Source organism: Saccharothrix sp. AJ9571 (assembly GCF_021725495.1).
Lineage (GTDB): Bacteria > Actinomycetota > Actinomycetes > Mycobacteriales > Pseudonocardiaceae > Amycolatopsis > Amycolatopsis magusensis.
This window is the reverse complement of the sequence record NZ_CP091382.1, coordinates 4,081,432-4,102,464: the sequence shown is the minus strand read 5'-3', so window position 1 is coordinate 4,102,464 and position 21,033 is coordinate 4,081,432. Positions and strand designations below refer to the sequence as shown.

Sequence of the window (21,033 nt, the reverse complement as noted above, 5' to 3'; positions counted from 1 at the left end):
CGAGGTAGACGGAACCGCCCGCGGATTAGGTTCAACCGGTGCCGAAAATCCACCTCCTGCTCGCCGACGCGGGCGCCGCCGCGCTGGCGACCGCGGCTTACTTCGGGTTCCAGGAAGGTGCGCGCCCGCTCTGGGTGGTGGCACTGGTGGTAGCCGCCATCGGCCCGCCGCTGGCCGTGCGACGGCTCTGGCCGCTGCCGGTGCTGGCCGTGGTCGCGCTGGGCTCGTTCGCCGCGGTCGCGCTCGACCTGACCAGGGAACCACTGCTGCCGGTGTCGTTCGTGCTCTACGTGGTCGGGTTGTCGGTACCCTCGGCGCGTGCGATCCCGGCACTGGTGACCACGCTCATCGGCACGGCGGCGGTCCTGCTCACCGCGTCACCGGAGTCGCTGTTCGACGCGCCCGTCGAAGCTTCACTCCTGCTGTGGCTGATCATGTCCGCGGCCTGGGGTGCCGGACGGGCGGTGCGCGTGATGCGTGCCCGTGAGGTCAGGCGGCAGGCGTTCCGTGCGGAGGAAGCGCTGACCGGCGAACGCCTGCGCATCGCCCGCGAGCTGCACGACGTGGTGGCCCACAGCATGAGCCTGATCGCGGTGAAGGCGTCCGTGGCCAACCACGTCGCCGAGCAGAACCCCGGCGAGGCCCGCGACGCCCTGCGGATCATCGAGGAGACCAGCCGCGGCACGCTCACCGAACTGCGTCGCCTGCTCGGCGTCCTGCGCAGCCCCGACGGTGCCGAACTGGCTCCCTCGCCGGGGATCGGCGCTCTCGGCAAGCTCGCCGAGCACGCCCGCGAAGCCGGGATCGAGGTCACCCTGCGCGTGGACGACCGGCTGGACCTGCCGGAGAGCCTGAGCCTGTCGGTGCACCGGATCGTGCAGGAGTCGCTGACGAACGTGGTCAAGCACGCCGCCGCGAAGCACTGCGAGGTGGTGGTCTCCGTGGACGAGCGCGACATCCGGATCGAGGTGACCGACGACGGCCGCGGGCCGGGCGCCGGTTCGGGCGGGCACGGTCTGCTCGGCATGCGTGAGCGGGTGATGATGTACGGCGGTGCCTTCGAAGCGGGCGCGGCACCGACCGGCGGGTTCCGCGTCAGCGCTCGCCTGCCCCGCGAACCGGACGAGGTGAAACGGTGATCCGTGTGCTGGTGGCCGACGACCAGGCCCTGCTGCGCGGCAGTTTCCGCGTCCTGGTGAACAGCGCGCCGGACTGCGAGGTGGTCGCCGAGGCCGGGAACGGCGCGGAAGCGGTCGACCTGGCCCGGCGCGAGCAGCCGGACGTCGTGCTGATGGACGTGCGCATGCCGGAGGTCGACGGGATCGAAGCCACGCGCCGGATCTGCGGGTCACCCGAGACCGCCGGGGTGCGCGTGCTCATGCTCACCACCTTCGACCTGGACGAATACGTGTTCGCCGCCCTGCGCGCGGGCGCGAGCGGGTTCCTGCTGAAGGACACCCGGCCCGCCGAACTGCTCACCGCGATCGCCGTGGTGGCCGCGGGCGACAGCCTGCTCGCTCCGGCGATCACCCGGCGGCTGATCGAAGAGTTCGCCAGGCAGGGCGGCCCGGCACAGCGACCGTCCCGCGAACTCGACCAGCTCACCGCCCGCGAACGCGAGGTGCTGACGCTGATCGCGCGCGGCCTGTCCAACACCGAGCTCGGGGAGCAACTGCGGATCAGCCAGGCGACGGTGAAAACGCACATCGGTCACCTGCTGAGCAAGCTGCACGCCCGCGACCGCGCCCAGCTGGTGATCACCGCCTACGAAAGCGGGCTGGTCACACCGGCTCGATGACCTCGGCGCGGCAGAGGAAGGCGAACGGCGCGCGCCCGATCCGGGTGAGCACCACGCTCGCCTCCTGGGTGCCGCCGAGTTTCATCCGGCGCCGCAACGCATCCGGGTCGACGTCGAGCCCGCGGATGAGGATTTCCAGCCGTCCGATCTCGTGCCGCCGCAACATCGCCCGCAGGCTCTTTTCCTGGTACGGCCCGTGTTCGACCACTCGGAACGCCCGCACCCCGGGCGGCGGTCGGTCACCGGTGAGGTAGGCGATCCGCTCGTCGAGCTGCCAGAGGCCGTGCCGGGCGCCGTAGTGGCGGACCAGCCCGGCCCGCACCACCGCCCCGTCCGGATCGACGATCCACTCGCCCACCGGCGCCACCGGCACCTCGTCCGGCTCGGCGCCGGTGACCGTCCACTGTGTACCGTCCGACCGCAGCACGGTGGCCCGGCGCGCGACCGTCGCCTGCTCCCCCGCCCACAGGCAGGCCTCGCGGACTTGGCCGTCGAGCGAGACCAGCTCGATCTCGTCCGCCCACGGCACCGACTCGGGCGCCACTCCCGGCGCGCACTTCACCACCAGGTCGCGGCCGGTGTACGCGGCGGCCAGTTCGTCCAGCGGTGGCGCGAAATCCGCCGGTTTCCAGGTGCGGCGACCCGATGAGTCCCGGCGAGCCGGATCCGCGACCACCACGGCGTTCCCGTCCCGTGGCCGCAGCGCGTCCGCCTGGAGCAGCTGCGCATCGACCCCGGCCTGGGCGCAGTTGTGCCGCGCCATCGCCAGCCGGACCTCGTCGAGGTCCGAACCGGTGCACGCGCTCGCCATCTTCGCCAGTTCGACCAGGTCAGCGCCGATCGAGCAGGTGACGTCGTGGACCTCGCGGCCCGCCAGCCGCTCCGCCCGGTGCCGCGCCACCACCGAGGCGCTCGCCTGCTGCAGCGAGTCGCCGGTGAACAGCCACCCCGCCGAACCGTCCACTTTGGTCACCGCTTTGCGCCGCAGCAGCACGGTTTCCAGCGCCGCGGCGTAGTGGCCGCCGACCACGCGCTTGGCCGCGGCCACGTCGGCGATCCGGGTGCGCTCGGTCAGCGGCAGCTCGGCACACGTCGCGAGCGCCGCCTCCCCGGCTTCGGAGCGCAGGAAGGCGACGTCGTCGAGGGTGAACGAGTAGGCCAACTACAGCCCGGTCGCCGCGGGCGGCTTGGTGCCGGCGATCATCACGTTGTAGAACAGCTGCCGCGGCAGCACCTTCGCCAGCAGCTTCTTGTCCACAGCGGACAGCCGCAGCCACAGGTGGTAGGCGAACAGCCGCCACTTCACCGTCAGCTTCTCCTGCGGCACCGCGGCCTCGAAGGTGCGGATCGGCCAGCCTGCCAGCGCCGCGGCGAACTCCTCGGTGACCGCGCGCACGTCCACCGCGCCCGCGCCCAGCGCCATGCGCTCCAGCTCGGACGGGTCGAAGGTGTGCAGGTCGACCACGGCTTCGAGAGCCGCCGCCCGCGAGGACTCGTCCAGCTCCTCCTGCGGCCGCCGCCAGTCCGACAGCGCGGGCAGCTTGGTCACGTTCGTGGTCAGCCACCAGGTGAGCTGGCCGAGCTTGCGCGCGTAGAAGTTGCCGATCTTGGTCGGCTCCCCGGCGAAGACGAACCGCCCGCCCGGCTTGAGCACGCGCAGCACCTCGCGGAAGGCCGCGGGCACGTCCGGGATGTGGTGCAGCACCGCGTGCCCGACCACCAGGTCGAAGCTGTCGTCCGGGTACGGGATGCGCTCGGCGTCGGCCACCCGGCCGTCCACGTCCAGGCCAAGGTTCTCCGCGTTGCGCAGCGCCACCTGCACCATGCCCGGCGAGAGGTCGGTGACCGAGCCCTTCTTGATCACCCCGCCCTGCATCAGGTTCAGCAGGAAGAAACCGGTGCCGCTGCCCAGCTCCATCGCGGTCGGGTACGGCGAGTCCTCCTCACCGGCCACCGCGCGGAACACGTCGGTGGCGTAGGTGATGCAGCGCTCGTCGTAGGAAATGGACCACTTCTCGTCGTAGGTCCCGGCTTCCCAGTCGTGGTAGAGCACGTTGGCCAGCTTGGGGTCGCCGAACGCGGCCTTGACCTCTTCTTCGGTCGCGTGCGGGTGCGGCGCCGGGTCGTTCACCTCGGTCATCTCGCTACTTCCCTTCGAAGCTGGCCTTGCCGGGGCCGTTCTCGATGAACGACCGCATGCCGTTGGCCTGGTCTTCGGTCGCCCACAGCCCGGCGAACAGCTGCGTCTCCAGCTTCAGCCCGTTGGCCAGGTCGACGTCGAGGCCGCCGTCGATTGCGGCCTTCGCCGCCCGCAGCGCCACCGCCGGACCGTTCACGAACTGCGCGGCCCACTTGTGCGCCGCCGCGTACACGTCGTCCGGGGCGACGACCTCGTCCACGATGCCCAGCGCCAGCGCCTCCTCGGCCTTGACGAACCGGCCGGTGTAGACGAGGTCCTTGGCCTTGCTCGGGCCGATCAGCCGCGCGAGCCGCTGCGTGCCACCGGCGCCGGGGATCACGCCGAGCTGGATCTCCGGCTGGCCCACCTTGACGTTGTCACCGGCCACCCGGCGATCCGCGGTCAGCGCCAGCTCGAGCCCGCCGCCGAGGGCGTACCCGGTGATCGCCGCGACGGTCGGCTTCGGGATGCCGGCGAGCAGGCTGAGCGAAGTGGACAGCGCTGTGCCGAAGGTCACCATCTCGGCGTAGGAGCGGGCGGCCATCTCCTTGATGTCCGCGCCACCGGCGAAGGTCTTCTCCCCGCCGTAGAGGATCACCGAGCGGATGTCGGCACGCTCGGTCACCTCTTTGGCGGCTTCCGCCAGCTCGGCCTGCACCTGGTTGTTCAACGCGTTGACCGGCGGGCGGTCCAGCCGGATCGTGCCCACCCCGGCCTCGACCTCGACAGATACGAACTCTCCCACGCCCATCCTCCTCGGCAAGCTTGACTGGTTCCAGCAGGCTACCGGGCAGTACGCGAGCTCAGCGGCGACGGGCGAAGTAGCGGTCGCCCCAGCGTTCGAGTGCCAGGTCCTGCGCGAAGGTGGCGGACAGGTTCTCACTGGTCAGCACGTCGTCGACCAGCCCGGAGGCGACCGCGCGGCCGTCCCGCAGCAGCAGCGCGTGGGTGAAGCCCGGCGGGATCTCCTCGACGTGGTGCGTGACCAGCACCATCGCCGGCGCGTCGGGGTCCATGGCCAGCTCGGACAGCCGCGCCACCAGATCCTCGCGACCCCCGAGGTCCAGCCCGGCCGCGGGCTCGTCGAGCAGCAGCATCTCGGGGTCGGTCATCAGCGAGCGCGAGATCAGCGCGCGCTTGCGCTCCCCTTCGGACAGGGTGCCGAAGGTGCGGTCGGCGAGGTGCTTGATGCCCATCGCGCCCAGCAGTTCCTCCGCGCGCTCGGTGTCGAGCGTGTCGTACACCTCACGCCAGCGGCCGAGCACCGCGTACCCGGCGCTGACCACCACGTCCCGCACGGTCTCCTCGCCCGGCACCCGCGAGGCGAGCGCGGCCGAGGTGAACCCGATGCGCGGGCGCAGCTCGAACACCGAGACCTTGCCGATCCGTTCCCCGAGCAGGTCCACGCTGCCGGTGGTCGGGTGCAGTTCGGCGGCGGCCAGGCGGAGCAGGGTGGTCTTGCCGGCCCCGTTCGCGCCGAGCACCACCCAGCGCTCGTCGAGTTCCACCGCCCAGTCGAGGTCGGCGAGCAGGTCGTTCTGGCCGCGCCGCACCCCCACGCCGCTCATCCGCACCACGAGGTCGTCAAGTTCGTTCGGCTGCGTCAGCTCGGTCACGGCGTCATTGTCACCGACGCGGCCTCGCCCGCGCTCAACGGCCTACCCCCAGTGCGTCCACCGCGTGGAACAGCTCACGCGGTGTGCCCGATCTGTGGCAGTATCCCTACCGTGATCAGGCCGACAACCGCATGGCGCCGCACCGGGTGGCGCAACATGTGGTCCGACCTGACCGTCGACCTCGTGCTCGTCGCCTCCTGCGGGTGTACCACCGCGCGGCACGGCGGCTGACGCCTTTCTTCTCCCTTGCTCTTCCACCGGACTTCCTTCCGGTTCAGCCCGTGCCGCGCGCTGTGCACCGCTCTGTTCCACGCACACGCCAGGAGGCACCGCCATGACCCAGTCGCTCATCCGCCCGGACTTCGAGATCCACCCGCGCATCACCGACCCGCTACTCCCGGCCCTGCTGCACCCGGAGCGGCAGCTGTGGACGCCGCGCGAACTGGCCGACCTGACCAGGACCGTGACCAACGAGTTGGCCTCGAGCCTGCGCTCGATACTCCGCTTCGACGAGGAACGGCGCTGGTGGGCGCGCCTCGCGCTGACCGACGGCGTCGAACTGTGGCTGCTGTCGTGGCTGCCCGGCCAGCACACCGCCCCGCACGACCACGGCGGTGCCGCCGGTTCGTTCACCGTGCTGCAGGGCCGGCTGACCGAGGATTACCGCTACCCGGGCGGCCCGATCCGGCAGCGGTCGCACTTCACCGGCGACGGCATCGGCTTCGGCGCCGGTCGCGCGCACCAGGTCACCGGCGCCGGCGCCACCCCGGCGGCCAGTGTGCACGCGTACTCGCCGCCGCTGGTGCCCACCCGCTCGTACACCAGCCTGAACGACGTGCCCGCGCAGATCCCGCCGCTGCCTGCCACGCTGAACCGATGAGCATCGAAGACGCGCTCGCCGCCGCCCGCTCCACGCTGTCCAGGGTGGAGCCGGAGGCGGCCAGCCGCCTGCAGGCCGAGGGCGCGCTGGTGGTGGACATCCGCCCGCACGCCAACCGCCTGGAGGAAGGCGAGATCCCCGGCTCGGTCCCCGTCGAACGGATCCACCTGGAATGGCGCCTGGACCCGGCGAGCGAGCACCGCCTGCCCGAGGTGCACCCGGACCTGGCGGTCGTGGTGGTGTGCAACGAGGGCTACGCCTCCAGCCTCGCCGCCGCCGACCTCAAACGCCTGGGCCTGCGCCACGCCACCGACCTCATCGGCGGCTACCGAGCCTGGCGCTCCGCCGGCCTCCCCACCACCCCCGGCGGCCGCCCCGCCATCCCCTAACCCACCCCACACACACCCGACCCCACCCCCGAGCCCCACGTTCACGCACCCGAGCCCCACGTTCAGACAGCTGAGTTCTACGTTCGTGCAGGCGAGTTCCACATTCGGGTAGCTGAACTCTGCACTCACGCACCCGAGCCCCACGTTCATATAGGCGAGTCCCACACTCACGTAGGCGAGTCCCTCGTTCAGACAACCGAGACCCACATTCGTGCAGCTGAGTCCCACACTCAGACAGCCGAAACCCACGTTCGCGCAGCAGAACCCCGCACTCAGGCACCCGAGTGCCACCTTCGCGTAGGCAAGTCCCACGTTCAGACAGGCGGGACCCACGCTCGCGCAGCCGAACTCCACGTTGGGGTAGCCGAGTCCCACGCTTAGGCACCCGAGTGCCACCTTCGCGTAGGCGAGCCCCACGTTCATGTAGGCGAGTCCCAGGCTCAGACAGGCGAACCCCACGTTGGGGTAGCCGAGTTCCACACTCGGGTAGCTGAACTCCGCACTCGGCAGCCCGGCCGTGGTCGCCTGCTCGGAAATGGCGCCCGGCTCCGCCCGCCAGGAAATGCGGGCGTGAGGCAAGGAGCTTCCCCCGCCGGTGGCTGAGCCCGCTGGGCCGTCTCGCCTGAACCCGAACTCGGCAGGGTGGGCTCGGCTGGTGTGGCGTCGCCGCCGTGAAGCCGTGTCGCGGCAGGTGTGCTGACGCGAGCATTTCGTGGAGACGGGCGGGTCGGCGATAGCTGGCCGCCGCCGGGTGGGCATCCGCGAAGGGGGCCTACCCGGCGTACGGGGCTAGAGTTGCGTTACGTCGACGGCGGCCGCCATGGCGTGGTAGCCGGCGTCGTTCGGGTGCAGGCGATCGCCTGAGTCGTAGGCGGCCAGCATGGCGTCCGGGTCCGCGGGGTCAGCCAACGCCCGGTCGAAGTCGACGACGGCGTCGTATTCGCCCGAGGTGCGGATCCAGTGGTTCACCTCATCCCGTACGGCTTCCCGTTCCGCGCTGAAGTAGAACGCGCCCTTGAACGGGGTCAGCGTCCCGCCGATCACCCGGATGCCGTCCGCCTTCGCCTGCTTGATCAGGTTCCGGTGCCCGGCGATCAGGTCGGCCGCGGTCACCCACGGCGTCGCACCGAGGCAGTCGTCCGGCGGGAAGTCGCTCATGCCGATGTCGTTGATGCCCTCCAGGATGATTACCGAGCGAACGCCCGGCTGGTCCAGCACATCCCGCTCGAACCGGGCGGTGGCCTTCTCCCCCAGGCACGCCGAGTCGGTGAGCACCCGGTTGCCGCCGATGCCGCTGTTCAGCACCGGGCGCTTCCCGCCGAGCCGCTCGGCCAGCTCGTCCGGGTACCGGTTGTCGCCATCCACAGTGGACAGCGCGCCTTCGGTGATCGAATCGCCGAAGGCCACCACCGCACCCTTGCCGGACGCGAGCACCTCCACCCCGGAGAGCAGGTACCAGGAGACGGAGGTCTCGGTGAACGCCGCCGCGCTCGTGTCCGACCGGTGGTCACCGCTCGCGCGGTAACTGGTCGCGATCGCGTTCACGTGCGAGGTGACCGGCCCGGTCGGCTCTCGGAAGTACAGCGTGACCGTCAACTCCTCCAGCGGAGCCACCAGCAACGGCAGCGGATCGCTGCGCAGTTCCCCGCCCGCCGGGATCTCCGCCGACCGGGCGTGCCGGAAGGTCAGTGGCCGCACCGACCCCGGCTTGACCGCGGCGCCCTCGGCGGACCTCGCCACCGTCGCGCCGGTCAGCCGCAGCGGCTGGTCGCCGAACTCGTTGGACAACCGCACCCGCGCGGCCACACCGCCCGAAGCCACCCGGACGACCTGGCGCACCGACTGCTCGGCGAACCCGGCCTCCGACCAGTTCGGCACCACGCCGAACGTCGGCTGCTGGACCGCGGTCGCCCAGGTGCCCGACCACAGCCCCGCCTCCGGTGCGGCGGCCGCGGCGGGCGCGGTGCCGAGGCCGGCCGCGGTCACGAGGCCCACCAGCAAGCCGAGGAATCTTCGCTTCATCAAACCTGTCCTCCCAGTTCGTCCAGGTCTGGCGAACGCTAGCGAAGGGGTCCGACAAAAACGAGACTCAGGCGTGGATCACCCGGCCCAGCTCGGCCGGGGACGCCAGCAGCCCGTGCTTCGGCAGCACCCGGACGGTGTAGCCGAGCGAGCCCGCGTACGGCAGCCGGAGCTTCGCCGCGAACGCGCCGATGCCCGCCGGTTCCATCGAGACGGTCACCGCTTCGGCCAGCTCATCGGTGTCGCCCACCTTGCCGACCACCGCCTGTACGTCCACTTCGGACGGTTCCAGCCCGGCCAGGTCGATCCGCGTGCCGACCCGCACCTCGGTGCCGACCACCAGCGTGTCCGGGGCTTCCACCTGCAGTTCGGTGTCGAAGATGGTCAGCCGCGGCCAGGCGACCTCCACCTTCGTCCGGTACTCGGCCAGCGAGAGTGCCCCGCGGTAGCCGTCGGCGACAGCGCCGTGCACCGTCTCCACCGCCGGGCGGTAGCCGGTCTCCACGTACTCCCGGACCATGCGCGAAGCCTGCAGCCTCGGCCCCAGCGTCTGCAGCGTGTGCCACACCCGCGAGAGCCAGCCCTCCGGCGTGCCACCCGGTCCGCGCTCGTAGAACAACGGCACGATCTGCAACTCGAGCAGGTCGTACAGGGCGGCGGCCTCGAGGTCGTCGCGGCGCAGCGGGTCGAGCACCCCGTCCGCGGTGGGGATCGCCCAGCCGTTGCTGCCGTCGTAGCACTCGTCCCACCAGCCGTCCCTGATGGAGAGGTTCAGTCCACCGTTCAGCGCGGACTTCATTCCGGAAGTCCCACAAGCCTCCAGTGGCCTTGTCGGATTGTTCAACCAGACGTCACAGCCGCGGTAGAGGTACCGCGCCATCGCCATGTCGTAGTCCGGCAGGAAGACGATCCGGTGCCGCACCCGCGCGTCGTCGACGAACCGCACGATCTGCTGGATCAGCGCCTTGCCGCCCTCGTCCGCCGGGTGCGACTTGCCCGCGACCACCACCTGCACCGGCCGTTCCTCGTCGAGCAGCAGCGCGCGCAGGCGATCCGGGTTGCGCAGCATCAGGGTCAGCCGCTTGTAGGTCGGCACGCGCCTGGCGAAGCCGACGGTCAGCACGTCCGGGTCGAAGACCTGATCGGTCCAGCCGAGTTCGAGCGCGGAGGCACCCCGCTGCAACCACGCGGCCCGCACCCGGCGGCGCACCTCCATCACCAGCTTCTGCCGCAGGTCCCGGCGCAGCGCCCAGAGCTGCTCGTCGCTGACCCGGTCGCGGATGCCGGACCAGTTGTCGGAATCGCCGTCGTAGCCCCATTCTTCGTGACTGCCACCGAGCAGCGCGCTCAGCTCGCGCGCCACCCAGGTCGGTCCGTGCACCCCGTTGGTCACCGACGAGATCGGCACCTCGCGCTCATCGAACCCGGGCCACAACCGCGCGAACATCCGGCGCGAAACCCGCCCGTGCAGCGCGGAAACCCCGTTCGACCGCTGGGCCAGGCGCAGGCCCATGTGCGCCATGTTGAACATGCCGGGGTTTTCCTCGGCACCGAGGGCGAGCACGCGACGCAGCTCCACGTCCGGCACCAGCCTGCCGTCGCCGAAGTAGCGCTGCACCAGGTCGACCGGGAAGCGGTCGATCCCGGCCGAAACCGGGGTGTGCGTGGTGAACACGGTCCCGGCGCGGACCGCCGACAGCGCCTGGTCGAACTTCAGTCCGCCGTCGCGCATCACCTCACCGGCGCGCTCGAGGCCGAGGAAGCCCGCATGCCCTTCATTGGTGTGGAAGACCTCCGGCTGCGGGTGCCCGGTCAGCGCGCAGTACTGACGCACCGCGCGCATACCGCCGATGCCGGCGAGGATCTGCTGTCGGATGCGGTGGTCGGCGTCGCCGCCGTAGAGCCGGTCGGTGACGCCGCGCAGGTCGTCGTCGTTGACGTCGGTGTCGGTGTCCAGCAGCAGCAACGGGATCCGGCCGACGCGCGCCTTCCACACCTGCGCCAGCAATTCCCGGCCGCCGGGCATCGCCACCGCGACGTGCATCGGTGCGCCGTGCTCGCCGGTGACCAGCTCCAGCGGCAGCCCGATCGGGTCGATCACCGGGTAGTGCTCCACCTGCCAGCCGTCGAGCGACAGCGCCTGCCGGAAGTACCCGGCGCGGTAGAGCAGGCCGACGCCGATCATCGGCACGCCGAGGTCGGACGCGGCCTTGAGGTGGTCGGCGGCGAGCACGCCGAGGCCGCCCGAGTAGTTCGGCAGCGCCTCGGTGACACCGAACTCCATCGAGAAGTAGGCCACCGCGGCGGGCAGCCTGCCGTCGCCTTCGCCCGCCCGGCGCTGGTACCACCGCGGCTCGGTCAGGTAGTGCTCGAGGTTCTCCGTCGCGGCACGGGCGGCGGCGAGGAAGTCGTCGTCGAGGGCCAGTTCCTCCAGCCGGGCCGGCGGCAGCGCGGTGAGCAGGCGCAACGGGTCCCGGATCTCGTTGAAGAGCTTGGCGTCGATCGAGGCGAACAGGTCGCGCGTCGGCGGGTGCCAGGTCCAGCGCAGGTTGGTGGCCAGCGCGCGGAGCCCGGCCAGCGGCTCCGGCAGACTCGGGCGGACGGTGAACCGGCGAACTGCTCTCATGTCCGTGACCCTAGCGTTCCGTGCACTGTTCGCCCGTTCGCCCACTACAGCCGGTCACCTGCCGCACAATGGACCCATGCGCACGCCCGCCACCCTGATCGCGCTCGCCCTAGCCGTGGTTTCGCTGGCGGCGTGCGGCACGCCGGTGCGGGGCACCGCGGTCCGCAGCCCGGCGGTGATCGCCGAGGATCTGGCCCGCAGCGCGAAGTCCGTGGTCGACCCGGACTTCGTGAACGGGTCCGACGGCGGCGACGTGGACCGGCTGGCCGCCACCGCGATCACCGACATCCAGGCGTACTGGACCGAGACGTACCCGTCGCTGTTCGGCGGACCGTGGGAGGACCTGCGCGGCGGCTTCTACTCGGTCGACACCGCCGACGCCGGAGCCGAACCGCCGCCGTGCACCGAATCGGCGGCCACGATCAGCGGCAACGCCTACTACTGCTCGAACGGCGACGTGATCGTCTGGGACCGCGCGGCCCTGCTGCCGGTGCTGACCGAACGGTTCGGCGGTGGCGGCGTGATGCTGGTGCTGGCGCACGAGATGGGGCACGCCGTGCAGCAGCGCACCGGCCTCGGCCGCGGTGGTGACCGCGACAGCGCCGCGCTCTACCCCGGCATCGTGATCGAGGCGATGGCCGACTGCTACGCCGGTTCGTTCATCCGCTGGGTGGTCGACGGCAAGGCCGAGCACCTCCAGGTCGAGCGGGAAGAACTCGACTCGCTGATGCGCGCGCTGATCACCTTCCGCGACCCGCTCGGCACCTCACACCGCGAGGCCTCCGCCCACGGCGACGCCTTCGATCGGGTTTCCGCCTTCCAGGACGGTTTCGAGTCCGGGCCCCGGTTGTGCGCCGACATCACCGCGTCGAACCGGGCGTTCACCCAGCGCTCGTTCCTCAGCGAGGAGGACGCGGCACGCGGCGGGAACCTGCCGCTGCCGGACCTGGTGCCCGCGATTTCCGAGGACCTCGGCTCGTACTTCACGCGCGAGATGTCACAGGCGGGGCACGAGTGGTCCACGCCCAAGATCGAGCCGGTGACCGCGGACCCGCGCTGCACCGCCGGTGAGCAGGGCGCGGTGGCGTTCTGCCCGGAGCAGAACTCGGTGCAGGTGCGTGAGGACGGCACGCTCGGCGACATCCACACCAACATCGGCGACTTCGCCACCGGAACCGTGCTGGCCAGCCGCTTCGGCCTGAGCGCGCTCGCCGCCGCGGGCAAGCCGACCACTGGTGAACCGGCCCAGCGCGGCACGCTCTGCCTGGCGGGTGCCTACACCGGCTCCCTGCTCAACCCGCAGGGCGAGTTCACCGTGTCACCCGGCGACCTCGACGAGGCCGTGCAGGTCCTGCTCGGCTACGACTACCCGGCACGCGACGTCGACGGGGGCTCGATCCCCTCCGGGTTCGACCGCGTGTCGGCCTTCCGCGGCGGGGTGGTCGGCGGCACCAAGGCGTGCGATCTGGGGTGATGTCCTCACGGGGGTCGTACCCGCTTAGTAGGGTGCGCTGTGCCGGACTTGGTTCAGCCCTGGTGAGGGGCCGGAGAACGAAACGAGCGAGCGACCATGGGTAAGAACTGGGGGCGGGGGGCCCTGATCGCGCTGACCGCCGTGCTCACGCTGAGCGCGTGCAACGACAAGGGCGGCGAAGCGGGGCCCGACGCCGACAAGGTCACCGACGGCAACGTCGCCGGCTTGCCGGTCACGCACTTCGAGAGCGGGCTGAAGAGCGACGCGCCGACGCCGAACCTCGACGTCAAGAACGCCACCGACAGCGTCGAGGACAAGATCGCCATCGCCTCGATCGCCGACGTCAGCGAGTACTGGACGCAGGAGATGCCCGCCCACTTCGGGCAGCAGTTCGAGCCGGTCAAGCAGCTGCAGTCCTACGACCCGACCACCGACCGGGAAGAGGTCTGCGGGGCCTCGCTCAAGGACGCCGCGATGAACGCGTTCTTCTGCTCGCCGGAGGACCTGGTCGCCTGGGACCGCAAGCAGTTGCTGCCGCTGCTGAACGAGGAGTTCGGCCCGATGGCGATCGTGACCGTGCTCGGCCACGAGTTCGGCCACGCGGTGCAGTACCGCCTCGGCGAGAAGGCCGGTATGACCAAGAACACCTCGACGCTGGTCAAGGAGCAGCAGGCCGACTGCTTCACCGGCGGCTACTTCCGCTGGATGGCCGAGGAGAAGAGCAAGTACTTCCAGGTGTCCACCTCGGAGGGCGTCAACCAGGTGCTCGCCTCGCTGTTCATGATCCGCGACCAGGCGGGCCAGTCGGCCAAGGACCGGTCCGCGCACGGCACCGGGTTCGACCGGACCTTCGCCTTCCAGCTCGGGTTCGAGAAGGGCGCCAAGGAGTGCGCCGGGATCAACCAGCAGAACGTCGACGAGCGCATCACCGAACGCCCCTTCGACAAGCAGGACAAGGGCGAGGGCGACGCGAAGATCGACATGAAGACGATCGGCATCCTGCAGGAAAGCCTGGACGCCGCGTTCGGCAAGGCGGGCGCGCAGCCGCCCAAGATCGTCGACGACGGCGGCACCTGCCCCGGCGGCCCGGCCACCCCGCCCGCTTCGTACTGCCCGGACACGAACACCGTGAGCATCGACCTGGGGGCGCTCAACACCCTGGGCCGCACCGGCGACCGCAAGGCCGAGTTCGAAGGCGAGGACCCGGGCGGCCTCGGCGACTTCGCGGCGTTCGCGGAGGTCGCGTCGCGGTACACGCAGGGCATCCAGAAGGGCGTCGGCGCCTCGGTGGACAACGCGAACGCGGGCCTGCGGACTTCCTGCCTGGTCGGCGCGTGGGCGGCCGAGGCGAACAAGCCGGGCGCGAAGCTGCGGCTGTCCTCCGGTGACCTCGACGAGGCGATCGCGGAGTTGCTGCAGCCGAAGAGCGTGATCGCCGCCGACATCAACGGCAAGCAGGTGGAGAACGGGTTCGAGCGGGTCGAGTCGCTGCGGCGCGGTTACCTCGAAGGCTCAGGCGTCTGCAGCCAGCAATACGGCTGAGCGGACAATGCTATGAGTGGGGCATTACTAGCGTTTATCGCTAGTAATGCCCCACTCATAGCAATCAGAAGAGGGCGGAGGCCAGGTTGCGGCGGGCCTTGAGCACCCGCTCGTCACTGGCGTCGAACAGCTCGAACAGGCCGACGAGGTGCTCGCGCACGCGGTTGCGGTCGTCACCGGCGGTCCGCCGGACGACCTGGATCAGCCGGTTGAACGCCTCGTCCACCTGCATCTGCGACAGCTCGAAGTCCGCTGCGGCGAGCTGGGCGTCGAGGTCCTTCGGGTCCGCGTCGGCACGGGCGACCGCCGACGGGTCCACCTGCGCCGAACGCTCGGCGAAGCTCACCTGCACCAGTGCGGCCTTGGCCTGCTCGTTGGCCGGCTCGGCGTCCAGGATGCGCTGGTAGGCGGCCTTGGCGGCGGCGAAGTCGCCTCGCTCGAAGGAGTCCTCGGCCTCGATGAACCGGGGGTCTTCGGTCTCCTCGGCCGGTTCGCCGGCCGCGTCGGAGATGCCGGGCAGCTTGTCCTTGAGCGCGTCGAGCAGGGACTTGATCCATTCCCGGATCTGCGGCTCGGGCAGCGCGCCGGAGAACGCGTCGACCGGCTGTCCACCGGCGATCGCCACGATCGTCGGGATGGACTGCACGCCGAACAGCTGCGCGATCCGGGGGTTGGCGTCCACGTCGACCTTGGCCAGCACCCAGGCACCACCGGATTCGGCGGCCAGGCGCTCGAGCACCGGGCTGAGCTGCTTGCAGGGGCCGCACCACTCGGCCCACAGGTCGACCACCACGAGCTGCTTGAGCGAGCGTTCCACGACGTCGGACTGGAAGGTCGCCTCACTGACCTCGATCACCGCGTCACCGGAGGACGCGGGCGGGCCGTCACCACCGGCGGCGGGCGGGGGCGCGCTCGGCGCGGGGCGCTGCTGCCGCGCCGCGTCGGCGCGGGCCTTGAGCGCGGAGAGGTCCACCGCGCCGGACAGCGCGGCGGAAAGGGCTGCTGACTTGGCTGCGGATCCGCGTGGATGTGTCACGGTTCCATCCTGGCACGCCTCGGAGCCCGCTTCACCGCAGGTGCTGCTCGAGTCGCTCGACCTTGCCCGCCAGTTCCCCGCTGTGGCCGGGGCGGATGTCGGCCTTGAGCACCAGCGAGACCCGCGGCGCCTCGGCCTGCACCACTTCGGTCGCCCGCTTCACCACCGCCATCACTTCATCCCAGTCTCCTTCGATCAGGGTGAACATGGCGTTGGTCTCATTCGGGAGGCCGGACTCGCGCACCACCTGAACCGCCTTCGCCACGGCCTCGGCCACACCGGCCGACTCGCCGAGCGGGGACACGCTGAACGCGACGATCATGGGACTACCTCCGCGAAAGGGCAGGAAACCGGCTGGTTATCCACCACCCTGCCCCACCCAGGCGGTACCCGCTGGTAACTTCGGCAGCCATGAACAGCCCGCTGCCCTTCGATCCCATCGCCCGCGCCGCCGAGCTGTGGGAAGAGCGCATCGGCGACTCCGGCACCATGGCCGCGGTGACCGGGATCATGCGGGTCCAGCAGATCATCCAGTCCGCTGTGGACGGTGCGCTGAAGCCGCACGGCCTCACCTTCGCCCGCTACGAGGCGCTGGTCCTGCTCACCTTCGCCAAGCGGTCCAGCCTGCCGATGCGGGTGATGGGCGAGCGTCTGCAGCTGCACCCCACGAGCGTGACCAACATCGTGGACCGGCTGGAGAAGGACGGCCTGGTCAAGCGAGTACCGCACCCGACCGACCGCCGGACCACGCTGGTCGAGATCACCGACGAGGGCCGCAAGCGCCGCGAGGAGGCCACCGAGGCGGTCACCGCGATCGGCTTCGGGCTGAACGGGCTCACCGACCGGCAGACCCAGCAGCTGATCGAGCTGCTCACCAAGGTGCGCAAGGCGACCGGCGACTTCACCGAATAACGGAAAACGGGGGCCGCCTTTCGGCGACCCCCGTTCCCGGACGGTTCAACTCAGGCAGCGACGGGCTCGCCCTTCTGGGCGAACAGGCCGGTGCCACCGTGGGCGACCAGCTCGGGGCCGTCCAGCTTGCCGGTGCGCAGCGCCCACTTCTCGAAGGCCCAGGTGGCCAGCGGCGGGATGCTCGCGACCAGCGCCAGCACCAGGGTGCTCGCCTTCCAGCCCAGCGGCTTGGTCACGACGAGGGAGGTGAGCAGGTAGACCACGAAGACCACGCCGTGCACCATGCCCAGCACCGGCACGCCACCGTCGCCGGACTCGACGACGTACTTGAAGAACATCCCGATCAGCAAACCAGCCCAGGACAGCGCCTCGGCCACGGCGGCCACGCGGAACAGTACAGCGGCCTTGCTGGACACGACTTCCTCCTATAAGTCGAAAAACGTCCGTACAACGGGTGCGGACAGTGCGTTCCTGCCCACGTCAACCGCGTTGTCGGACGATGTGATCCCAGTGTGAGCCGTGATGGCGATCACCGGAACACCGGGGGTGCGTGATCGCGCTCACCACCGTCGGTTCGCGACAACCTTGTCACTCTCCGGACCGGCCCGGGTATTGACAGTGCGCGGTGCGCTGGTGTGCAATTCCGGCCACTATGACAACGTTGTCGTCTCCCGGCCGGGGCAGCGCCCGCCGTGCCACGATGAGCGATGTGGCGCGGCTCGCGGGCGTGAGCATCAAGACCGTCTCACGTGTGGTGAACGACGAACCAGCGGTTCACCCCGACACGGCCGAGCGGGTCATGGCCGCCATCGAACAGCTCGGCTTCCGGCGCAACCTCGGAGCGCGCAACCTCCGCCGCGGTTCGACCACGGGCACGATCGGGTTGATCGTGGAGGACGTCGGGAACCCCTTCTACTCCGAACTCAACCGCGCCGTGGAGCGGATCGCCGGCTCCTACGAACGGCAGGTGCTGACGGGTTCGTCCGAAGAGAACCGCGAGCGGGAGCGTGAGCTGGCCCTCGAGTTCTGTTCCCGACGGGTGGACGGCCTGCTGATCGTGCCCGCAGGCATGCAGCACGGTTACCTCGTGCCCGAGATGCGGGCGGGCACCCCGGTGGTGTTCATCGACCGCCCGGCCGGCGACATCGTGGCCGACACGGTGCTGGTGGACAACATCGGCGGCACAGCCGAAGCGGTCACCCACCTCGCCGCGCACGGGCACCGCCGCATCGCCTTCCTCGCCGACAGCGCGGGCATCTACACCGCCAACGAGCGCCTGCGCGGTTTCCGCGAAGGCTGCGCGCGGGCGGGCATCCGCTACGACGAGCGCCTGGTGATCATGCGCAAGCCGACCGAGGAAAGCGTCGGCGAGGCGATCCGCACCCTGCTCGCCGGACCCGAAGCGGCCACCGCGGTGGTCGCCGGCAACAACCGCGTCACCGTGCACCTGCTGCGCGCGCTGGCCCACAGCCCGAACCGCCCCGCGCTGGTCGGCTTCGACGACTTCGAACTCGCCGACCTCCTCGACCCGCCGGTCAGCGTGATCGCGCACGACGTCAGTGCGCTCGGTGAGGCCGCGGCCAACCTGCTGTTCGCTCGAGTCCAGGGCGACCAGTCCACCCCAAGAAAGGTAGTTCTCCCCGTGCGTCTTGTAGCCCGCGGTTCCGGCGAGGTGGCACCTCGATGAGCGCTTCCCACGCTCCGCTCCGGCTCCCCGCGAACCAGCCGCCGCAGTTCTACCGGGGTGGCGAAGCCATCGCGAAGCTGCGCGGGCTCTCCGCCTCCGCGAGCGACTTCGGCCCGGAGGACTGGGTCGGCTCCACCACCACGATGTACGGGCAGGACAGCAACGGCCTGACCAGACTCGCCGACGGCCGCTGGCTGCGCGACGCCGTCCGCGACGACCCCACCGGCTGGCTCGGCGCGAAGCACGTGGAGGCGTTCGCCGATTCGACCGGCCTGTTGGTGAAGCTGCTCGACGCCGGTCAGCGGCTCCCGGTGCACTTCCACCCGACCGACGCCTTCGCCCAGAAGCACTTCGACTCCCACTTCGGCAAGACCGAGGCGTGGATCGTGGTCGGCACCTACGGCGACGACCCCCGGGTCTACCCCGGTTTCCGGGAGACGCTGAGCAAGCAGACCGTCGACGAATGGGTGCGGGAGCAGGACACCCCGTCCATGCTCGGCGCGCTGAACAGCATCCCGGTCACCGCCGGGGACACCGTCTACATCCCGGCCGGCCTGCCGCACGCCATCGGTGAGGGCGTGTTCGTGGTCGAACTGCAGCAGCCGACCGACTTCTCGCTGACCATCGAATGGCGTGACTTCCTCGCCAACCCGGAGAAGGGACACCTCGGCCTCGGTTTCGACACCGCGCTGGAGGCTCTGGACACCTCCGGCTGGGACCCCGACCGGCTGGAGACCATCATCCGCCGCACCGCGGGCGCGGACGGGTCCACTGTGGACCTGCTCGCGGACGGCTCCGGCGAGTTCTTCCGCGCCGATCAACTCCGCCCCAGCAGCCCGCTGGCACTGGACCCGTCGTTCTCGGTGCTGGTGGTGATGGACGGCATGGGCACGCTGCGCACCGAGCACGGTGACGAACTGAAGCTGAGCAAGGGCGAAACCCTCGTGGTGCCGTTCGGCGCCGGCGCCACCGAGCTGTCGGGGGATGTGACCCTCATCCGCTGCCGGCCGCCGGCCCCGGAAAGGAGGCCCGATCGATGAGTGAACTGCTGCTCGACGCCCAGGACCTGACCAAGCGCTACGGCTCGGTGGAAGCCCTGCGCGGCGCCTCGTTCCAGGCGTACGCCGGGCAGGTCACCGCGCTGATCGGCGACAACGGCGCCGGGAAGTCCACCCTGGTCAAATGCCTTTCGGGCGCTGAACAGCCTACCTCGGGCAAGATCCTCCTGGACGGCAAACAAGTCACCCTCGACTCACCGACCACCGCCCGGCGGCTTGGCATCGAAACCGTCTACCAGGATCTCGCCGTGGCCCCGGAGCTCGACCCGGCGGCGAACCTGTTCCTGGGCCGGGAACTGCACCGGAAGGGCATTCTCGGCAAGCTCGGCATGCTCGACAAAGCCGAGATGCGCCGCCAGGCCGTGGAGCACTTCGAGCGCCTCGGCGTGAACCTGCAGAGCACCGAGGTGCCGATCGCCGCGCTGTCCGGCGGGCAGCGGCAGAGCGTGGCGGTGGTCCGCTCGGTGGTGTGGGCCAGCAAGGTCGTGTTCATGGACGAGCCGACCGCCGCACTCGGCGTGGTCCAGCGAGAACGCGTGCTCGACGTGATCAAGAAGGTGCGGGACCAGGGCATCGGCGTGGTGCTGATCAGCCACAACATGCCCGAGGTGCTGTCGGTGGCCGACCGGGTCGAGGTCCTGCGGCTGGGCAAGCGGGTCGCCCGGTTCCAGGCCGCGGACACCAAGCTCGAAGACCTCGTGGCCGCGATGACCGGTGCACTGACGCAAGAGGAGGCGGCGTGAGCAGGGCGACCGAACCCGCCAAGTCCGAAGTTCAGTCCGAAGTGGATGGCACGGGCGGCTTCGCCCGGCGCTCGCTCGGTTCCCGGCTGGTGTCCGCCAACACCTTCTGGATCGCCCTGGTGCTGCTCGCCCTGTGCGTGGTGTTCACCATCGCCGCACCTGGCGAGTTCGCCACGGTGTTCACCTTCCAAACGCTGCTCATCGAGACCGCCGTGCTGCTGGTGCTCTCGGTCGGCATGACCTTCGTGATCATCACCTCCGGCATCGACCTGTCGGTCGGCTCGGTGCTGATCTTCGCCGGCATGGTGTCCGCGAAGACCATGGAGGCGCTCAGCCCGGGCGGTACCGCGACCAACGCCGGCTGGGGCGTGATCTCGGTGGGCCTGATCGCCGGCGTGGTGGCCGGCACGGTGTGGGGCCTGATCAACGGCCTGCTGATCGCCGTGGCCAAGATCCCGCCGCTGATCGTCACGCTCGGCACGATGGGCGCCGCCCTCGGCGCGGCGTACCTGCTCAACAACGGCTCGGACGTGCGCAGCGTGCCGACCGTGCTCAACAACACCCTCGGCTACGGCACCTGGTTCGGCATCCCGAACCTCGTGCTGGTGGCGGCGGTGATCACGCTGATCGGCGCGTGGCTGCTGCACACCACCAAGTTCGGCCGCTACACCTACGCGGTCGGCTCCAACGCCGAGGCGGCGCGGCGCTCCGGCATCGGGGTCACCGCGCACCTGCTGAAGGTGTACACGCTCACCGGGTTCCTGGCGGGCATCGCGGGCTTCATGTCGCTGGCCTACTACGCCTCGACCACGATCTCGGCGCACACCACCGACAACCTCAACGCCATCGCCGCCACGGTGATGGGCGGGACCAGCCTCTTCGGCGGCATCGGCTCGGTGCTCGGCACGGTGATCGGGGTGTTCATCCCGGCGGTGCTGAAGAAGGGCTTCAACATCACGCAGGTTCCCGACTTCTGGCAGATGATCGCGGTCGGCGCGGTGCTGATCGCGGCGGTCTGGTTCGACCAGCGACGTCGGCGGCTGCGCAACAGCCGCTGATCCTCGTTCCCGG

General features: G+C 70.4%; 20 protein-coding genes. 11 read left to right on the top strand and 9 right to left on the bottom strand.

The annotated features are described in order from the left end of the window. Positions 1-38: 38 nt before the first annotated feature. The gene (locus tag L3Q67_RS18765) at positions 39-1,139 is read left to right on the top strand and encodes a sensor histidine kinase (protein ID WP_499190710.1); all 1,101 of its coding nucleotides are present in this window, start codon (positions 39-41) and stop codon (positions 1,137-1,139) included. Further along, entirely contained in the window at positions 1,136-1,798 is a 663-nt protein-coding gene (locus L3Q67_RS18760) for a transcriptional regulator (RefSeq protein ID WP_499190709.1), read from the top strand. Before L3Q67_RS18765 ends, L3Q67_RS18760 begins: the two co-directional genes overlap by 4 nt. Here L3Q67_RS18760 and L3Q67_RS18755 read toward each other — a convergent pair. Genes L3Q67_RS18755 through L3Q67_RS18740 form a run of 4 tightly spaced genes read right to left on the bottom strand, consistent with a single transcriptional unit; the run spans position 1,782 to position 5,593 of the window. After that, positions 1,782-2,960 (bottom strand): THUMP-like domain-containing protein, encoded by a 1,179-nt coding sequence (locus L3Q67_RS18755; protein ID WP_499190708.1) that lies wholly within the window; start codon positions 2,958-2,960, stop codon positions 1,782-1,784. The two genes, L3Q67_RS18760 and L3Q67_RS18755, sit on opposite strands and share 17 nt — an antisense overlap. Next, a complete protein-coding gene (locus tag L3Q67_RS18750; RefSeq protein WP_209670152.1) occupies positions 2,961-3,938 on the bottom strand; it encodes a class I SAM-dependent methyltransferase in 978 nt (325 codons plus the stop codon). A 4-nt stretch (positions 3,939-3,942) separates the two neighbouring features. Then, positions 3,943-4,722 carry an enoyl-CoA hydratase/isomerase family protein gene (locus L3Q67_RS18745; RefSeq protein ID WP_209670154.1) on the bottom strand — a complete coding sequence of 260 codons (780 nt, stop codon included), beginning with the start codon at positions 4,720-4,722 and terminating at the stop codon, positions 3,943-3,945. Positions 4,723-4,780: 58 nt separating this feature from the next. Next, on the bottom strand, positions 4,781-5,593 hold the full coding sequence (locus L3Q67_RS18740) for an ABC transporter ATP-binding protein (RefSeq protein WP_499190707.1): 813 nt from the start codon (positions 5,591-5,593) through the stop codon (positions 4,781-4,783). Between the two features lie 334 nt (positions 5,594-5,927). On the opposite strand from L3Q67_RS18740, the gene L3Q67_RS18735 reads away from it, so the two are divergent. Further along, positions 5,928-6,473 (top strand): cysteine dioxygenase, encoded by a 546-nt coding sequence (locus L3Q67_RS18735; protein ID WP_499190706.1) that lies wholly within the window; start codon positions 5,928-5,930, stop codon positions 6,471-6,473. Further along, complete coding sequence (locus tag L3Q67_RS18730; RefSeq protein ID WP_395901719.1) at positions 6,470-6,862, top strand: rhodanese-like domain-containing protein; 393 nt, start codon at positions 6,470-6,472, stop codon at positions 6,860-6,862. Before L3Q67_RS18735 ends, L3Q67_RS18730 begins: the two co-directional genes overlap by 4 nt. A gap of 789 nt (positions 6,863-7,651) precedes the next feature. On the opposite strand, the gene L3Q67_RS18725 is transcribed toward L3Q67_RS18730, so the two are convergent. After that, on the bottom strand, positions 7,652-8,884 hold the full coding sequence (locus L3Q67_RS18725) for an SGNH/GDSL hydrolase family protein (protein WP_499190705.1): 1,233 nt from the start codon (positions 8,882-8,884) through the stop codon (positions 7,652-7,654). Positions 8,885-8,951: 67 nt separating this feature from the next. Then, positions 8,952-11,510 (bottom strand): glycosyltransferase family protein, encoded by a 2,559-nt coding sequence (gene glgP, locus L3Q67_RS18720; RefSeq protein ID WP_499190704.1) that lies wholly within the window; start codon positions 11,508-11,510, stop codon positions 8,952-8,954. A gap of 76 nt (positions 11,511-11,586) precedes the next feature. Here glgP and L3Q67_RS18715 point away from each other — a divergent pair, with 76 nt between their 5' ends. After that, the gene (locus L3Q67_RS18715; RefSeq protein ID WP_499190703.1) at positions 11,587-12,984 is read left to right on the top strand and encodes a neutral zinc metallopeptidase; all 1,398 of its coding nucleotides are present in this window, start codon (positions 11,587-11,589) and stop codon (positions 12,982-12,984) included. A gap of 96 nt (positions 12,985-13,080) precedes the next feature. Then, the gene (locus L3Q67_RS18710) at positions 13,081-14,526 is read left to right on the top strand and encodes a neutral zinc metallopeptidase (RefSeq protein WP_499190702.1); all 1,446 of its coding nucleotides are present in this window, start codon (positions 13,081-13,083) and stop codon (positions 14,524-14,526) included. Between the two features lie 64 nt (positions 14,527-14,590). On the opposite strand, the gene trxA is transcribed toward L3Q67_RS18710, so the two are convergent. Both trxA and L3Q67_RS18700 read right to left on the bottom strand, forming a co-directional pair. Further along, a complete protein-coding gene (gene trxA, locus L3Q67_RS18705) occupies positions 14,591-15,562 on the bottom strand; it encodes a YbbN family protein (protein WP_499190701.1) in 972 nt (323 codons plus the stop codon). A 31-nt stretch (positions 15,563-15,593) separates the two neighbouring features. Continuing rightward, the gene (locus tag L3Q67_RS18700) at positions 15,594-15,884 is read right to left on the bottom strand and encodes a thiamine-binding protein (RefSeq protein ID WP_499190700.1); all 291 of its coding nucleotides are present in this window, start codon (positions 15,882-15,884) and stop codon (positions 15,594-15,596) included. An 89-nt stretch (positions 15,885-15,973) separates the two neighbouring features. Here L3Q67_RS18700 and L3Q67_RS18695 point away from each other — a divergent pair, with 89 nt between their 5' ends. After that, positions 15,974-16,474 (top strand): MarR family winged helix-turn-helix transcriptional regulator, encoded by a 501-nt coding sequence (locus L3Q67_RS18695; protein ID WP_395901729.1) that lies wholly within the window; start codon positions 15,974-15,976, stop codon positions 16,472-16,474. 50 nt (positions 16,475-16,524) lie between these two features. On the opposite strand, the gene L3Q67_RS18690 is transcribed toward L3Q67_RS18695, so the two are convergent. Continuing rightward, positions 16,525-16,890 carry a DUF3817 domain-containing protein gene (locus L3Q67_RS18690; protein ID WP_499190699.1) on the bottom strand — a complete coding sequence of 122 codons (366 nt, stop codon included), beginning with the start codon at positions 16,888-16,890 and terminating at the stop codon, positions 16,525-16,527. A 284-nt stretch (positions 16,891-17,174) separates the two neighbouring features. Here L3Q67_RS18690 and L3Q67_RS18685 point away from each other — a divergent pair, with 284 nt between their 5' ends. From L3Q67_RS18685 to L3Q67_RS18670, 4 genes are read left to right on the top strand one after another with little or no spacing between them, the layout of a single operon-like run. Continuing rightward, the gene (locus L3Q67_RS18685; RefSeq protein ID WP_499190698.1) at positions 17,175-18,161 is read left to right on the top strand and encodes a LacI family DNA-binding transcriptional regulator; all 987 of its coding nucleotides are present in this window, start codon (positions 17,175-17,177) and stop codon (positions 18,159-18,161) included. Further along, on the top strand, positions 18,158-19,201 hold the full coding sequence (locus L3Q67_RS18680) for a class I mannose-6-phosphate isomerase (RefSeq protein ID WP_499190697.1): 1,044 nt from the start codon (positions 18,158-18,160) through the stop codon (positions 19,199-19,201). The genes L3Q67_RS18685 and L3Q67_RS18680 overlap by 4 nt, the downstream gene beginning before the upstream one ends. After that, positions 19,198-19,962: a sugar ABC transporter ATP-binding protein gene (locus L3Q67_RS18675; protein ID WP_499190696.1), complete on the top strand. Its 765-nt coding sequence runs from the start codon at positions 19,198-19,200 to the stop codon at positions 19,960-19,962. Before L3Q67_RS18680 ends, L3Q67_RS18675 begins: the two co-directional genes overlap by 4 nt. Beyond that, on the top strand, positions 19,959-21,020 hold the full coding sequence (locus tag L3Q67_RS18670; RefSeq protein WP_499190695.1) for an ABC transporter permease: 1,062 nt from the start codon (positions 19,959-19,961) through the stop codon (positions 21,018-21,020). The genes L3Q67_RS18675 and L3Q67_RS18670 overlap by 4 nt, the downstream gene beginning before the upstream one ends. Positions 21,021-21,033 lie beyond the last annotated feature (13 nt).

Bases quoted from the DNA above. Each gene is read 5' to 3' on its own strand.
- L3Q67_RS18735 (WP_499190706.1), top strand. From the start codon at position 5,928: ATGACCCAGTCGCTCATCCGCCCGGACTTCGAGATCCACCCGCGCATC.
- L3Q67_RS18750 (WP_209670152.1), bottom strand. From the start codon at position 3,938: ATGACCGAGGTGAACGACCCGGCGCCGCACCCGCACGCGACCGAAGAA.
- L3Q67_RS18730 (WP_395901719.1), top strand. From the start codon at position 6,470: ATGAGCATCGAAGACGCGCTCGCCGCCGCCCGCTCCACGCTGTCCAGG.
- glgP (WP_499190704.1), bottom strand. From the start codon at position 11,510: ATGAGAGCAGTTCGCCGGTTCACCGTCCGCCCGAGTCTGCCGGAGCCG.
- L3Q67_RS18725 (WP_499190705.1), bottom strand. From the start codon at position 8,884: ATGAAGCGAAGATTCCTCGGCTTGCTGGTGGGCCTCGTGACCGCGGCC.
- L3Q67_RS18700 (WP_499190700.1), bottom strand. From the start codon at position 15,884: ATGATCGTCGCGTTCAGCGTGTCCCCGCTCGGCGAGTCGGCCGGTGTG.
- L3Q67_RS18695 (WP_395901729.1), top strand. From the start codon at position 15,974: ATGAACAGCCCGCTGCCCTTCGATCCCATCGCCCGCGCCGCCGAGCTG.
- L3Q67_RS18710 (WP_499190702.1), top strand. From the start codon at position 13,081: ATGGGTAAGAACTGGGGGCGGGGGGCCCTGATCGCGCTGACCGCCGTG.
- L3Q67_RS18680 (WP_499190697.1), top strand. From the start codon at position 18,158: ATGAGCGCTTCCCACGCTCCGCTCCGGCTCCCCGCGAACCAGCCGCCG.
- L3Q67_RS18675 (WP_499190696.1), top strand. From the start codon at position 19,198: ATGAGTGAACTGCTGCTCGACGCCCAGGACCTGACCAAGCGCTACGGC.
- L3Q67_RS18715 (WP_499190703.1), top strand. From the start codon at position 11,587: ATGCGCACGCCCGCCACCCTGATCGCGCTCGCCCTAGCCGTGGTTTCG.
- L3Q67_RS18685 (WP_499190698.1), top strand. From the start codon at position 17,175: ATGAGCGATGTGGCGCGGCTCGCGGGCGTGAGCATCAAGACCGTCTCA.